Source organism: Gracilimonas qinghaiensis (genome assembly GCF_046602855.1).
Classification (GTDB): domain Bacteria; phylum Bacteroidota; class Rhodothermia; order Balneolales; family Balneolaceae; genus Gracilimonas.
In genome coordinates, this window is the sequence record NZ_JBKINJ010000001.1 from 843,902 (window position 1) to 857,667 (window position 13,766).

Annotated in this window: 16 protein-coding genes; 15 read left to right on the forward strand and 1 reads right to left on the reverse strand. The window is 40.0% G+C overall.

Annotated elements, in window-relative coordinates:
• Nucleotides 1-1,020, reverse strand: a complete 1,020-nt coding sequence (locus tag ACKGJO_RS03695; RefSeq protein WP_411322048.1) for a polyprenyl synthetase family protein — start codon at nucleotides 1,018-1,020, stop codon at nucleotides 1-3.
• A 97-nt stretch (nucleotides 1,021-1,117) separates the two neighbouring features.
• Between ACKGJO_RS03695 and pfkA the strand changes: the two genes are divergently transcribed.
• The 15 genes from pfkA to ACKGJO_RS03770 all read left to right on the forward strand — a co-directional run bounded on the left by pfkA (nucleotide 1,118) and on the right by ACKGJO_RS03770 (nucleotide 13,644).
• The gene (gene pfkA / locus ACKGJO_RS03700) at nucleotides 1,118-2,107 is read left to right on the forward strand and encodes a 6-phosphofructokinase (RefSeq protein WP_411322049.1); all 990 of its coding nucleotides are present in this window, start codon (nucleotides 1,118-1,120) and stop codon (nucleotides 2,105-2,107) included.
• Between the two features lie 3 nt (nucleotides 2,108-2,110).
• Nucleotides 2,111-3,400 (forward strand): glucose-6-phosphate isomerase, encoded by a 1,290-nt coding sequence (locus tag ACKGJO_RS03705; protein ID WP_411322050.1) that lies wholly within the window; start codon nucleotides 2,111-2,113, stop codon nucleotides 3,398-3,400.
• Nucleotides 3,401-3,406: 6 nt separating this feature from the next.
• On the forward strand, nucleotides 3,407-4,042 hold the full coding sequence (locus ACKGJO_RS03710) for a deoxynucleoside kinase (RefSeq protein WP_411322051.1): 636 nt from the start codon (nucleotides 3,407-3,409) through the stop codon (nucleotides 4,040-4,042).
• A gap of 53 nt (nucleotides 4,043-4,095) precedes the next feature.
• Nucleotides 4,096-4,599, forward strand: coding sequence for a YceD family protein (locus ACKGJO_RS03715; protein ID WP_411322052.1), 504 nt, complete (start codon nucleotides 4,096-4,098; stop codon nucleotides 4,597-4,599).
• A gap of 17 nt (nucleotides 4,600-4,616) precedes the next feature.
• The gene (gene rpmF / locus ACKGJO_RS03720; protein WP_103663746.1) at nucleotides 4,617-4,796 is read left to right on the forward strand and encodes a 50S ribosomal protein L32; all 180 of its coding nucleotides are present in this window, start codon (nucleotides 4,617-4,619) and stop codon (nucleotides 4,794-4,796) included.
• 11 nt (nucleotides 4,797-4,807) lie between these two features.
• Complete coding sequence (gene plsX, locus ACKGJO_RS03725; RefSeq protein ID WP_411322053.1) at nucleotides 4,808-5,791, forward strand: phosphate acyltransferase PlsX; 984 nt, start codon at nucleotides 4,808-4,810, stop codon at nucleotides 5,789-5,791.
• Between the two features lie 14 nt (nucleotides 5,792-5,805).
• Nucleotides 5,806-6,798, forward strand: a complete 993-nt coding sequence (locus ACKGJO_RS03730) for a beta-ketoacyl-ACP synthase III (protein WP_411322054.1) — start codon at nucleotides 5,806-5,808, stop codon at nucleotides 6,796-6,798.
• Nucleotides 6,798-7,685, forward strand: a complete 888-nt coding sequence (gene fabD, locus ACKGJO_RS03735) for an ACP S-malonyltransferase (protein ID WP_411322055.1) — start codon at nucleotides 6,798-6,800, stop codon at nucleotides 7,683-7,685. Before ACKGJO_RS03730 ends, fabD begins: the two co-directional genes overlap by 1 nt.
• A gap of 7 nt (nucleotides 7,686-7,692) precedes the next feature.
• Nucleotides 7,693-8,442 carry a 3-oxoacyl-[acyl-carrier-protein] reductase gene (fabG, locus tag ACKGJO_RS03740; RefSeq protein WP_411322056.1) on the forward strand — a complete coding sequence of 250 codons (750 nt, stop codon included), beginning with the start codon at nucleotides 7,693-7,695 and terminating at the stop codon, nucleotides 8,440-8,442.
• 95 nt (nucleotides 8,443-8,537) lie between these two features.
• A complete protein-coding gene (locus ACKGJO_RS03745) occupies nucleotides 8,538-8,777 on the forward strand; it encodes an acyl carrier protein (RefSeq protein WP_411322058.1) in 240 nt (79 codons plus the stop codon).
• Nucleotides 8,778-8,801: 24 nt separating this feature from the next.
• On the forward strand, nucleotides 8,802-10,046 hold the full coding sequence (gene fabF, locus ACKGJO_RS03750; protein ID WP_411322059.1) for a beta-ketoacyl-ACP synthase II: 1,245 nt from the start codon (nucleotides 8,802-8,804) through the stop codon (nucleotides 10,044-10,046).
• 6 nt (nucleotides 10,047-10,052) lie between these two features.
• A complete protein-coding gene (gene rnc / locus ACKGJO_RS03755; RefSeq protein WP_411322060.1) occupies nucleotides 10,053-10,796 on the forward strand; it encodes a ribonuclease III in 744 nt (247 codons plus the stop codon).
• Nucleotides 10,797-10,931: 135 nt separating this feature from the next.
• Nucleotides 10,932-12,314 carry a magnesium transporter gene (gene mgtE / locus ACKGJO_RS03760; RefSeq protein WP_411322061.1) on the forward strand — a complete coding sequence of 461 codons (1,383 nt, stop codon included), beginning with the start codon at nucleotides 10,932-10,934 and terminating at the stop codon, nucleotides 12,312-12,314.
• 17 nt (nucleotides 12,315-12,331) lie between these two features.
• Complete coding sequence (locus tag ACKGJO_RS03765; RefSeq protein ID WP_411322062.1) at nucleotides 12,332-13,180, forward strand: thymidylate synthase; 849 nt, start codon at nucleotides 12,332-12,334, stop codon at nucleotides 13,178-13,180.
• The gene (locus ACKGJO_RS03770; protein WP_411322063.1) at nucleotides 13,177-13,644 is read left to right on the forward strand and encodes a dihydrofolate reductase; all 468 of its coding nucleotides are present in this window, start codon (nucleotides 13,177-13,179) and stop codon (nucleotides 13,642-13,644) included. The genes ACKGJO_RS03765 and ACKGJO_RS03770 overlap by 4 nt, the downstream gene beginning before the upstream one ends.
• Nucleotides 13,645-13,766: the final 122 nt, after the last annotated feature.

Consider the following 13,766-nt stretch of genomic DNA (forward strand, 5'->3'; position numbering starts at 1 on the left):
TTACTTCTTTCTGGTGATCACAAACTCGATGAGATCAACAAAGTCATTTCTGGCGTCGGATGCAGGTACTAGCTTAAGTTTTTCGATAGCTTTGTTTGCGTGGTCGTACATAGTTTTCTTTGCATACTCCATACCGCCATTATCGTGCACAAAATTCACTATCTCATCTACATTTTTGGATGATTTCTTTCGCTTTTTCATGAGGGCCCTGATATGAGCCGACTTGCTTTTTGGAGCATGTTCCAGGGCTTTGATCAGTGGCAGGGTTACCTTACGTTCCTGAATGTCGTTTCTGGTTGGCTTTCCTATGTCATACATACCATAATCGAAAAGATCATCGCGGATCTGAAAGGCTATTCCTATATTTAATCCAATATCTCTCATTAATTCGTGGGTTTTTTCCTCTTCAATCACTGAAACAGCACCGCATTCACAGCAGGTCGATATCAGACTGGCCGTTTTTTCTGAAATGATCTGGAAGTAGCGATCTTCTGTCATATTAAATAAACCTGCCGTTTTAAGCTGCCTCAACTCACCTTCGCTCATAGCCTGAACGGCTCTGGACTGAACTTCAAGAAGCTGATATTCTTTATTTTCAAGTGCTATGAGTAATCCTTTAGAAAGAAGGTAATCTCCTAAAAGCACTCCGGCCTTATTTCTCCATATCTTATTGATGCTTACAAATCCTCTTCGACTATCGGCCTCATCCACTACATCGTCATGAATAAGAGTGGCTGTGTGCAGCAATTCGATCATTGTTGCAGCTATATAGCTCTTGTGGGTTACTCCACCAAATAAGTTGGCAGTCATAAACACCAGCGTTGGGCGTAATTCCTTTCCTTTTTGGCGCAGTAAATACTTGACGATCTGATCTAACAGAAAAACATCAGACTTAATGGTTTGCTTGAAAAAGCTCCTGAATTCTGAAAGATTTTCTGAAACCGGTGCTGTGATCTCTTTTAAGGTTTTCCTGGAAACGGTTTCAGAATTTATCTGTTCTAAGTCTTCGTTATCTGTCATCAATTGTGTTGAAATTTTCTTAAACTTGGCCGTGTAATAATTTACTGATAAAACAGAACAATTATTTACTCACAATCACTCACACTCATTGAATTTTATGACAGACGAATTATTTAAAGTTAAAACGATTGGCGTTTTGACAAGTGGGGGAGATTCTCCCGGCATGAACGCCTCAATACGAGCCGTAGTTAGAACCGCAGAGAAATTTGATATAAAAGTGTTTGGCATTAAACACGGGTATTTTGGCTTGATCAACAACGAAATCGTTGAAATAGACACACATGACGTTTCCAATATCATTCAGAGAGGCGGTACCTTTTTGAAATCTGCGCGTTCCGATCAGTTCAGAACTGAAGAAGGGAGAGCAAAGGCCGCAGAAAATCTAAAAAAGTATGACATTGATGCTTTGATTGTAATCGGAGGTGATGGAACCTTTACCGGAGCTAACAAACTCAGCAAAGAGCATAATATAAATGTTGTTGGTGTACCGGCAACCATAGATAATGATATAATTGGAACGGATGAGACTATAGGTTATGACACAGCCCTAAATACAGCTCTGGAAGCCATTGATAAGATCCGTGATACTGCCGATGCACATGAACGCATGTTCCTTGTAGAGGTAATGGGAAGAGATACCGGCTTTATAGCTTTGGAAACAAGTATTGCGAGCGGTGCAGAAGTAGCACTTTTACCTGAAGAATTGACTCACGTTGACGAAGTAAAAAAACAACTCCATGATATGTTACAGGCTCAGCGAAGGAGCAGCCTTGTGGTAGTTGCAGAAGGGGACGAAACAGGGGGTGCTCTCAAACTTGCAGAAAAGATCAAAGATGATTTCGCTCAATATGATCTGCGTGTTTGTATTTTAGGCCACACTCAAAGAGGTGGGGCGCCTTCAGCACGGGATAGGGTCTTGGCGAGCAGACTTGGTTCAGCCGCAGTTAAAGTACTAAACGAAGGACACAGTGATATCATGGTAGGTGTAGTCAATAACTCCCTTAAATTGACGCCAATGCGCGTTGCTATATCCAAGAAAAAAGACATCGATCACACATTAATTGATTTAGCAAAAACACTGAGATAGAATATGATTAAAAGTGATATAAGTTTAGCCCGAAAATTCATCGATGACAGTACCTACCTGCACTCCAGAAAAAAAGCCGACCAGGCTCTTGAGCAGTTGAGGCATGGAACAGGACCGGGATCCGAATGGCTTGGCTGGCGTGATATCCTTGCTGAACCTAATGATGCTAAATTGGAACAAATTTCTGAATTAGGTGAACAGATCAGGTCTAAAGCCGACGTATTTATTGTGTGCGGTATTGGGGGTTCATATCTGGGAGCTAAGGCGGTCATAGACGCTTTATCAGATCATTTTGATCAGGACGGTCCTGAGATACTTTATGCGGGACACCACATGGGAGGCAAGTATCTGGAACAAATGCTCTCTCATCTAAAAAAACCTAAAAAAGACGGTTCGCCTAAAAACATATATCTGAATGTGATCTCAAAATCAGGTTCAACGCTGGAAACGGCGCTGTCTTTCAGAATGCTTCGTGAGCTTATCGAAGATCTATATGGCGAAGAAGCCTATGAACATATTATTTGTACTACAGGTAAAGAAGGTGGACTGCTGAACGAGATGATCGAAGCCAAGGGTTATCGAAAATTCATAGTCCCTGATGATGTGGGAGGCAGGTTTTCAGTTCTAACACCTGTTGGCCTTGTACCTATTGCTGTAGCCGGTATAGATATTAAAACTTTATTTTATGGTGCCGTTACTGCATACAATCAATTTGAGGAAAATGCAGAAGACTTAGTAGAGTATGCAGCACTTAGAAATGCTATTCATGAGTCTGGTAAAACTATAGATGTATTTGCAACTTTTGAACCTGAGCTTGCATCAATTGGCGGTTGGATACAGCAGCTTCTGGGCGAAAGTGAAGGAAAAGAAGGAAAAGGGATCTTTCCAACGGTCGCCAGTTATTCAACAGATCTTCATAGTTTAGGCCAATTTATTCAACAGGGGCAACGAAGCCTGATGGAAACTTTCATCATTATCGAGAAATCATTTTCAGAACTTTCTGTAAATGAACTAGAAGAAAACGACGATAAACTTAATTACTTATCGGGCAAGTCATTTCATGAGATCAATGCTAAAGCCAGGGAAGGGACAATAGAGGCACACAGTGAGGGTGCTGTACCAATTGTCAGGATATATTTGGAGGCGCTGAATGCGGAAAATATTGGTCAGCTAATATATTTCTTTGAGTTATTGACCGGCATATTTGTATATAGCTTGAATGTAAATCCCTTCAATCAGCCTGGAGTGGAAGACTATAAAAAAGCAATGTATCGCTTACTTGGTAAACACTAATTATTTATGGATCAAAAGAATCAATCTAAGTACATCGCAGTAGCCGGGAATATTGGGGCCGGTAAATCCTCATTAACCGGTTTGCTTGCAAAACACTACAAATGGCAAGCTTTCTATGAATCCGTTGATGACAACCCATATTTGCAGGATTTCTATGAAGACATGCGGAGATGGAGTTTTAATCTTCAGATATATTTTCTGTCAAGTCGCTTCCGGCATCAAAAAGAAATGCTGAATGATGATGTCAATTTGATTCAGGACAGAACTATATATGAGGATGTTGAGATCTTTGCAAAGAATCTCCATCAAATGAATCTCATGAGTGACAGAGATTTTATTAACTACGAGGCTCTATTCAAAGAGATGGGTTATTATCTACGGCCTCCTGATCTTTTGATCTATTTACGTGCACAGGTTCCGACTTTAGTGAGGCAAATTCAGCAAAGAGGCAGAGACTATGAGAACACCATTCGAATTGAATACCTTGAGCGCCTCAACAACCTATATGAGGACTGGATAGGCAGATATCCCCATGATAAGCTAATAATAGACACTGACGACTTGGATTTTGTAAATAATGACGAAGATCTCGGGAAGGTAATAGACTTGATTGACCAGCGCATGTTTGGTTTATTTAATTGATTGAACCACAGATCAATAATCCTTATTTTAGGTAGCTATTGAGGAGAAGTTTTATGTTAAAATTTAAGATCTTTGAAATACCTGAAGGCCAAAGCGAGCGGACAGTTGATCTGGAACCAAATGATCTGGGTCTGGGTGACCTTGCTTTTAAGGGTGGTGAACTTCATATAGAATTTTACCGCACACTTCATTTTGTGAGAGCTCAGTTTAATGTTGATGTGAATGTTGAACTGACTTGTGATCGTTCTTTAGATACTTATGATCATAATATTGAGCAGAAATATGAAGTACTTTTTAAGGCTGAAGAAGTTGAAGAATCTGCAGATGAAAATGGAGCCGTAAGAAATTACGACCATGCATCTAAACAAATAGACCTGGAGCAAGATGTTAGAGATACTATTTTGCTTAACCTCCCAACAAAAAAATTACATCCCCGTTACCTTGATGAAGATGGAAACCCTAAAAAAGTTCTGAATGAACAATTTGGCGATATTCCTGATGAAGATGAGGAAAGCATCGATCCAAGGTGGGAAAAATTGAAAGATTTAAAAGAATAACGATAAGGTAAAATTTAATGGCACATCCAAAACGAAGAACATCGAATGCCCGTAAGAACAAGCGTCGTGCACATCACGCTATTTCTGATGTAACATTGGCAAAATGCTCCAATTGCGGCGCACTGCACAGATATCACCATGCCTGCTCAGAGTGTGGTTATTACCGCGGCCGTCAAGTAATGAAAGCCGCTAACTAAATTCTATTTTTATGATTGTTGCAGTAGATGCAGCCGGTGGAGACCACTATCCCAAAAATCCTGTAGAAGGAGCATTGCAAGCAGTTGATGAAAACAAAGAGCTTACTGTTTTATTAGTCGGCCCTGAAGATGCTCTCAAAAAAGAGCTTGAGAATCATGATTATGATAAAAGTCGTGTTTTGATTCAGCATGCTCCTCAGGTTATTGGAATGGAGGAATCACCCGCACAGGCTATCAAAAATAAGCGACAATCTTCTATAGTAATTGGTTTGGGACTTCATAAAGCAGGTAAATGCGATGCTTTTGTAAGTGCCGGCAACACTGGTGCTTTATTAGCCGCTTCAATGTTCATATTAGGTAAACTGAAAGGCGTTTTAAGACCCACCATTGCAGTCTATTATCCTACATTAAAAGGTTTTAGATTGTTGGTTGATGCTGGTGCAAATCTGGAAATAAAACCGGAAACAGCCGTTCAGTTTGCTCAAATGGCGCAGATCTATTGTCAACAGATCTTAAAGATAGATAAACCCAAGGTCGGTTTACTGAATGTGGGTGAGGAAGAGGGCAAGGGAACTGAATGCATTAAAGAAATTCACGACTACCTTAAGTTTTTTCCGAACTTTATTGGTAATGTTGAAGGTAAAGATATTCTTCCAGGCAAAGCTGATGTCTATATTTCGGATGGTTTTGTAGGTAACATCGTACTGAAGTTTGGTGAGTCCATTCCTGAAATACTTGAGAAGATGATCGGAAAAGCAGCAATGGACATGGAACTTCCTCAAGAAGACCTGAAAAAAATTACTACTGTTTTGAGAACAGCCCTTGCCCCATTTAATTATGAGAATGTAGGTGGTATTCCTTTTTTGGGAGTTAACGGAGTGAGTATTGTAGGGCATGGAGGAAGTTCACCACTGGCCATTAAAAATATGATAAAAAGTGCCGTTAAAACCGTTGAAAATGATGTAAACGGTAAAATTGTAGCATCTCTAAACTGAGAAAATAATATTTAATGGAAGTTAAAAGAGCTAAAATTACTGCAGTAGGTCACTATCTGCCTGAAGATAGAATGACCAACAAAGACCTTGAACAGCTTGTAGATACCAATGATGAATGGATTAGAAGCAGAACAGGCATAGAAGAACGCCGTATCCTAAATGACCCTGATAAGGCAACTGCTTTTATGGGGTCTGAAGCAGCAAAAGAAGTACTTGAAAAAAGTGGAGTTTCTGCTGAGGAAATTGATCTTATCATTTTGGCAACTGTAACTCCTGATTATCTATTTCCTGCAACAGCTTGTTTGGTTCAAAAGAATATCGGTGCTAAAAATGCTTTTGCATTTGATCTGTCTGCGGCTTGTTCCGGGTTTTTATATGCACTTAGTACTGGTTCTATGTATATCGAGTCTGGGAGGGCTAAAAAGGTACTCGTTATTGGAACCGATAAGATGAGCTCAATCCTGGATTACAGCGACAGAACTACTTGTATTTTGTTTGGAGATGGTGCTGGTGCTGTATTGTTAGAGGAGTCTGATGATGAAACGGGCATCATCGACCAAAAGCATTATGTTGAAGGTGACACTGAATGCAGCTTATATCAACCGGCCGGAGGAAGTCGCAATCCGGCAACTGAAAAAACTGTGAAAAATAAAATGCATTATCTGCAACAAGATGGTAGAGCTGTATTTAAAAAGGCCACAACCGGAATGGCGGATGTTTCTCTTGAGATCATGCAGCGTAATGATCTGGAACCTGAAGATGTTGCATGGCTAGTACCACATCAGGCTAATCTAAGGATCATTCATGCAACAGCTAAAAGAATGGGACTTTCTACTGAGAAAGTGATGATAAATATTGAAAAGTATGGTAACACGACTGCCGCAACTATACCTTTATGTTTATATGATTGGCAGGATAATTTGAATTATGGAGATAATTTGGTATTGGCAGCATTTGGTGGTGGATTCACCTGGGGTGCTATTTACCTAAAATGGGGAATTAAGTAATGAAAACAGCATATCTTTTTCCGGGACAAGGCGCTCAATTTATAGAAATGGGTAAGGCCATTTATGAGACCAACCCCGAAGCTATGAAGTATTTCGATCAGGCTAACGAGATCTTAGAGATCGATCTTAAAACCATTATGTTTGAAGGTCCTGAAGAAAAACTCAAGCAGACTGAGTTTACTCAACCTGCGATATTTTTACATTCAGTCGCATTATTTAAAACACTGGGTGTTACTCCAGACATGGTTGCAGGTCATAGTCTTGGTGAGTTCTCAGCATTAGTGGCTTGCGAGGCTGTATCTTTTGAGGAGGCCCTCAAGATCGTTCGCAGACGTGGACAGTTGATGCAGGAGGCCGGAAATACCAACCCCGGAACAATGGCTGCAGTGATTGGAATGGATGACGATGACGTTGAAAATATTTGTGAAAGAGCAACTGAAGAAACTGATAAAGAGGTCATTCCTGCCAACTATAACTCACCCGGTCAGATTGTTATCTCAGGTTATGTTGAAGCAGTAGAAAAGGCAATAGAAATTGCTAAAGAAGAAGGTGCCAGGCTTGCAAAAAAACTTTCTGTTAGCGGTGCCTTTCATTCCTCCCTAATGAAACCCGCTTATGATGGTTTAAAGTCGCAGTTGGAAGAACTAAATATTAAAGAACCCAATTGCCCTATCTATAGTAATTATACTGCTGAAGCCACTACAGATATTGAAGAGATAAGATCTAATCTTTTGAATCAACTCTTGAATCCCGTAAAATGGACGCAAACACTGATCAATATGAAAAAAGATGGCGCTGAATCTTTTGTCGAAGTTGGCCCGGGCAAAGTCTTACAGGGTTTAGTGAAAAGAACATTGAATGACGTAAAAATATCAGGATATCAATAAACTACCTATGAATCTTACTTTAGAAGATAAAACATGTCTTGTAACCGGCGGAAGCCGAGGCATTGGTAAAGCCATTGCCATTAGACTAGCTGAATTTGGTGCTGATGTGGCAATTACCTATGCGCGTTCTGCTGACGCTGCTGAAGAAGTAAAAAAAGAAATTGAAGGACTTGGCAGAAAATGTAAGTCGATCCAGGCCGATGCTGTCGATCTTGGCAGAGCAGAAGAAGTGATCAGTGAGATTGTTGATGACTGGGGTAGTATCGACGTGATAGTAAACAATGCGGGTATCACAAAAGATAATCTGATACTTCGCATGAGTGAAGAGCAGTGGGACGATGTTATTACCACAAACTTGAAGAGTGTATTCAATTATTCAAAAGCAGCTGCTAAGCCAATGATGAGAAACCGAGGAGGTTCCATTATCAACATTAGTTCAGTTGTTGGTATTTCAGGAAATGCCGGCCAAAGTAATTACTCAGCTTCCAAAGCAGGTATCATTGGATTTACTAAATCATATGCTAAGGAATTGGCCTCAAGAAATATCCGTGCAAATGTAGTTGCTCCGGGATATATTTTGACCGATATGACAGGAGAACTAGATGAAAAGGTACTACAAGGAATTAAAGATGAAACACCATTAGGCAGAGCAGGTAACCCTGAAGAAGTTGCTGATGCTGTAACATTTCTGTCATCTGATATGAGTTCATATATTACGGGTGAAGTCATACGAGTTGACGGTGGAATGGCAATGTAATTGCATATATTGCAGATACCATACTGAATCTTTAAGTTGAAAAACTTATTTTATCAAAATTATAACTACTAATTAATCACTGAAAAGGACACAAAATGTCAAAAGACGTAGAATCAAAAGTAAAAGCCATCATTGTAGATAAACTAGGCGTTGACGAATCAGAAGTTGTTGCTGAAGCAAACTTCACCAACGATCTTGGTGCAGACTCTTTGGATACTGTTGAATTGATCATGGAATTTGAGAAAGAATTCGATCTGAGTATTCCTGACGAAGACGCTGAAAATATTGCAACTGTTGGAGACGCTGTAACTTACCTGACAGGAAAATTGTCTTAAATAATATAATTTAATAAATCACCTATGAGCACTCGTAGAGTTGTAGTAACAGGTATCGGTGCTTTTACCCCTATGGGTAAAAGTGCGCCAGATTTTTGGAATGGTTTAATTTCCGGAAAGAATGGTGTTCGTACGATCGAACATTTCGATACTTCCAATTTTGCCACAAAATTTGCTGCTCAGATTGAGGATTACGAACCTACTGACTACTTTGATCGTAAAGAAGCCAGAAGATTAGATAAGGTTGCACAATATGCCCTTATTGCATCTGAAGAAGCGATCAAAGATAGTAAGCTTGATCTGGAAAAAATCGATAAAGATGAAGTTGCTGTCTTAGTTGGCACCGGCATCGGTGGAATGGAAACATTCTATGAGCAATCGATATCCTTCCATGAACATGGCCCGAGAGGCGTATCTCCTTTCTTCATACCAATGTTGATCCCTGATATTGTATCAGGACAGATCTCCATTAAGTATGGATTTAGAGGCCCGAATTACTGTGCTGTTTCTGCATGTGCTACAGGTTCTCATAATATTGGGCTGGCGTACGATACGATTCGTTATGGTCAGTCTGATATTGCAGTAGCCGGTGGAACTGAAGCACCTGTAACCAGAATTGGTATATCAGGTTTCAATAGCATGAAGGCTATGTCAACCCGAAATGATTCACCTGAAACTGCTTCACGGCCATTTGATAAGGATCGTGATGGCTTCGTATTAGGTGAGGGTGCGGGGATCTTTATTCTAGAAAGCCTTGATTCAGCTCTTGAAAGAGGTGCTCGAATTTATGGTGAGATAAAAGGTTACGGTTTCTCAGCAGATGCCTATCATATTACAGCTCCTGACCCGGAAGGCAATGGAGTTATTCTTGCTATGTCAAGAGCTTTGAAAGCGGCAGGCATTAAACCTGAGGATGTTGACCACATAAATATGCACGGAACTTCAACTCCGCTAGGTGATGTGGCTGAAACCAATACAATTAAAAAAGTATTTGGTGACTATGCCAAAAATATAAATTTGAACTCTACCAAAAGTATGCATGGGCATACATTAGGAGCTGCGGGAGCTATTGAATCGATCGCTACTTTGTTAGCTATCTATCATGGAACCGTTCCGCCAACTATAAATATCGAGAATCAAGATCCTGAGTGTAATTTGAATTACACAGCAAATGAATCTGTGGTTCGTGATGTTAAATATGCATTAAATAATGCATTTGGTTTTGGTGGGCACAATTCAACCTTAGTATTTAAGAAATACCAGGACTAATACCCCATGCCTAAATGGTTTAGGTCACTTTTTACTGAAAAAGAGTCAGATCTTAGTCCTGAACTTAAAGGTAGATTAGAGAAATTAGAAAGGATCGTTGGTTTTAAAATCGACGATCCTTCTCTTTTTTTAAAAGCACTTCGCCACCGGTCAACCTTATCACAAGAGAAATATGAGACTTATGATTCATACGAACGCCTGGAATTTTTAGGTGATGCCGTCTTGGATCTGATCGCAGCCGAGATCCTCTTTAATGATTATCCCGAAAAAGATGAAGGCTTCCTCACCAAAGTCAGAGCAAAACTGGTAAGGGGTGATACCCTTTCTAAATTATCTGTAAAACTTGGTTTGGATGACCTTATGGAACTTGGGGAAAGAAATGGACAAAGTGCTATTTCGAAAAGTATTCTAGCGGATGCTTTGGAGTCCATTATTGCGGCTATATATATTACTAGGGGCTATCAGGATGCCTATAATTTTGTACACTCGGTTATTCGAAAAAACCTAGACTTGTCTGAACTTATAAATACTACAGATAACTATAAAAGTGCTTTATTAGAGCTGGCGCAATCAATAAAGAAACCGATTCCTTATTACGAACTGGTCGATGAAACCGGACCGGGTCATAACAAGACTTTCGAAGTTAAAGTAATGATTGGAGATGAGGAACTGGGAAAGGGTAAAGGCAAAAGTAAAAAGAAAGCCGAACAAAGAGCAGCCAGGGAAGCCTTGGACAGATTGAACTCGTAACTTCTATTCAGCATTACTGTTGTTCATTAACAATATGCGCCATCCAAGATTTTGTAGAGGCTTACATTTGTTTTTTGTCGTATTATCCACGATTCTTAGCCGAACTTATTAAGGCAATTTCATCCGGACAGAACCATGTTTGTACAATTAATAAAACCAGAATTTGAGGAGCTTATCGCAGAGAAAGACTGGGTTGCTCTCAAAGAGGTTTTAAATGATGTGCCATCAGCTGACATTGCCGATCTTTTACTTGAACTTCCCGGAGAGATTGCTATTGTTGTTTTCAGGCTTCTAAAAAAGCCTATTGCTGCAGATGTGTTCGCTGAGTTACCTACTACTAAAGGAGTTGAGCTGCTTGAGTTATTCAACAAGCAGCAGCTAAGTGATGTGATGGGTAATCTTGAACCGGATGAGCAGGTTTCTATCCTTGAGGAACTACCCGGACATTTGACGCAAAGGGTCATGAACTCCATTGATCTGGAAGACCAAAAGCAGCTTAAGAAATTGCTTGGTTATCCGGAAGAGAGTGTGGGTCGTTTGATGACTCCAAGGTATGTTCGGGTAAAATCAGACTGGACTATTCGTCGCAGTATGAAACATATACGAACATATGGAAAAACGGCAGAGACCATTAACGTTATCTATGTTGTTGATGATAAAGAACACTTAATTGATGACCTTAGACTGAATCATCTTATACTTGCAGATCAGGATGATCTGATCGAAACTTTGATGGACCGAAGTTTTGAAGCCTTATCTGTTTATGATGATCAGGAGGAGGCAGTTAAGATGCTCGCTAAATATGATCGCGTTGCGCTTCCTGCAGTCGATTCTGATGGTGTATTAGTAGGTATTGTAACGGCTGATGACGTGATGGATGTGGCTGAGGAAGAGACCACAGAGGATATGCAGAAAATGGCCGGTATGGACGCTTTGGATGATTACTATTCTCAGTCTTCAATATTTGACTTGGTTAAAAAGCGACTTTGGTGGCTTATTGTTCTTTTTGTCGGGCAGATTCTTACAGCTATTGCTATGGGAGGTTATGAGGAAGTGCTTCAGAAAGTTGTGGCTTTATCATTCTTTGTACCTTTGATCATCTCTAGTGGAGGTAACTCAGGTTCACAAGCCGCAACTTTGGTTATTCGTGCTTTAGCAACCGATGACATAAAACCGGATGATTGGATCAGAGTTTTTAAACGCGAGTTCACATCAGGATTGATGTTAGGTGGACTAATCGGAACACTGGGATTTGTTACATTAGTTGGTTGGGATTTTATGATGGGTTTACCAATCGTTTCCACTACTTTCCTTACAGCGGGCGTTGTAGGGTTAAGTTTATTTTGCATCGTTTTATTTGGTAATTTTACAGGTGCTATGTTACCATTTGTTCTTTCCAAGCTTAACTTGGATCCTGCAGTTTCATCAGCACCTTTTGTAGCTACCATTGTAGATGTGAGTGGGATCATTATCTATTTCTCAATAGCAATACTACTATTAAGCGGAACACTCCTTTAAATACATATTATTATCTTATGAAACAGTATCATGATCTAGTCAGAAACGTTTTAGAAAATGGAGTACGTAAGGAAAATAGAACAGGTACCGATACGATCTCAAACTTTTCTGAGTTTTATAAAGTTGACCTGTCGGAAGGATTTCCGTTGTTGACCACAAAAAAGGTCTTTTTTAAATCGGTAGTCATGGAGCTCCTTTGGTACTTAAGGGGAGAGAATCATATCCGATGGCTACGTGATGAAAATAATGTTCATATATGGGATGCCTGGGCTGAAGAAGATGGACACGTAGGGCCGATATATCCCGTATTATGGAGAAAATTCCCATATTTTGAAAAAGAAACAGTCTGCTTTGAGGGTAATGGTTCAGCTTTAAACAAAGAAGTTTGGGTTCGAAAGGAGTTCGATCAGGTACAACGGGCTATAGATATGTTAAAGGATAATCCAAATAGCCGACGTATTGTGGTAAGTGCGTGGCACCCTGGTCTGCTGAGTGAGATGGCACTGCCTCCGTGCCATATCATGTATATTTTCAATGTGCAAAACGGTAAACTCAATTGCCATCTTACACAACGTTCAGGGGATATTGCGTTAGGTATTCCTTTTAATATGGCATGTTACTCTGCATTGACGATGGCGATCGCTCAGGAAGTAGGGTTGGAACCGGGTACTTTTGCTCACACTATTGTAGATGCTCATATATATGTAAATCATGTTGATGGGCTAAAAGAGCAACTGAAACGTGAACCTAAAGAGCTTCCCACGTTAAAGATCGCGAATAAACCCGTAGATGAGCTTGCCTTTGAAGATTTCACCTTAGAAAATTATGATCCGGATCCTGTGATCAAATTTGAGGTGGCGGTATGAAAAAAACGATAGTTGCTGCACATGATCCAAATCTGGTGATAGGAAAAGATGGAGGACTGCCCTGGCGTTATCCTGAAGACTTGAAACACTTTAAGAATACAACACTTGGTAATACCATCATTATGGGGCGGGGCGTGTTTGAAGAACTGAATGAAATCCCATTACCGGGCCGGACTAATATCGTTCTAAGTACGACTAAGACCTACGATAATGTTGAGACTTTTAAATCGCTTAGTGATGCACTTGAAGCTATTGATGAGGAAGAAGTATTTATAATCGGGGGAGGAGTTCTTTATCGTGATGCCTTGGATACGGCCGATAAAATGATCATAACTGAGATCCAAAAGGAATACGAAGGAGATACTTACTTTCCTGAATATCGGGACGATATTGGCTCTGTATGGAAAGAAATTGAGAGAGAAGATAATGACGAGCTATCTTTTATTACTTACGAGAGAATTTAATAGTCAGAGATTAGTAATCACTAATTAAGAAAGCCTAACCTGCTTACTACCAAGCATTTTAATAGTTTTGGGCAACGTTTTTGAGAAAAAATAAACTCAGTGTTGGCTACATATCTAAACTA

Bases quoted from the DNA above. Each gene is read 5' to 3' on its own strand.
- fabG (WP_411322056.1), top strand. From the start codon at position 7,693: ATGAATCTTACTTTAGAAGATAAAACATGTCTTGTAACCGGCGGAAGC.
- fabF (WP_411322059.1), top strand. From the start codon at position 8,802: ATGAGCACTCGTAGAGTTGTAGTAACAGGTATCGGTGCTTTTACCCCT.
- ACKGJO_RS03730 (WP_411322054.1), top strand. From the start codon at position 5,806: ATGGAAGTTAAAAGAGCTAAAATTACTGCAGTAGGTCACTATCTGCCT.
- ACKGJO_RS03705 (WP_411322050.1), top strand. From the start codon at position 2,111: ATGATTAAAAGTGATATAAGTTTAGCCCGAAAATTCATCGATGACAGT.
- rnc (WP_411322060.1), top strand. From the start codon at position 10,053: ATGCCTAAATGGTTTAGGTCACTTTTTACTGAAAAAGAGTCAGATCTT.
- fabD (WP_411322055.1), top strand. From the start codon at position 6,798: ATGAAAACAGCATATCTTTTTCCGGGACAAGGCGCTCAATTTATAGAA.
- ACKGJO_RS03710 (WP_411322051.1), top strand. From the start codon at position 3,407: ATGGATCAAAAGAATCAATCTAAGTACATCGCAGTAGCCGGGAATATT.
- pfkA (WP_411322049.1), top strand. From the start codon at position 1,118: ATGACAGACGAATTATTTAAAGTTAAAACGATTGGCGTTTTGACAAGT.
- plsX (WP_411322053.1), top strand. From the start codon at position 4,808: ATGATTGTTGCAGTAGATGCAGCCGGTGGAGACCACTATCCCAAAAAT.
- ACKGJO_RS03695 (WP_411322048.1), bottom strand. From the start codon at position 1,020: ATGACAGATAACGAAGACTTAGAACAGATAAATTCTGAAACCGTTTCC.
- ACKGJO_RS03770 (WP_411322063.1), top strand. From the start codon at position 13,177: ATGAAAAAAACGATAGTTGCTGCACATGATCCAAATCTGGTGATAGGA.
- ACKGJO_RS03745 (WP_411322058.1), top strand. From the start codon at position 8,538: ATGTCAAAAGACGTAGAATCAAAAGTAAAAGCCATCATTGTAGATAAA.
- mgtE (WP_411322061.1), top strand. From the start codon at position 10,932: ATGTTTGTACAATTAATAAAACCAGAATTTGAGGAGCTTATCGCAGAG.
- ACKGJO_RS03765 (WP_411322062.1), top strand. From the start codon at position 12,332: ATGAAACAGTATCATGATCTAGTCAGAAACGTTTTAGAAAATGGAGTA.
- rpmF (WP_103663746.1), top strand. From the start codon at position 4,617: ATGGCACATCCAAAACGAAGAACATCGAATGCCCGTAAGAACAAGCGT.
- ACKGJO_RS03715 (WP_411322052.1), top strand. From the start codon at position 4,096: ATGTTAAAATTTAAGATCTTTGAAATACCTGAAGGCCAAAGCGAGCGG.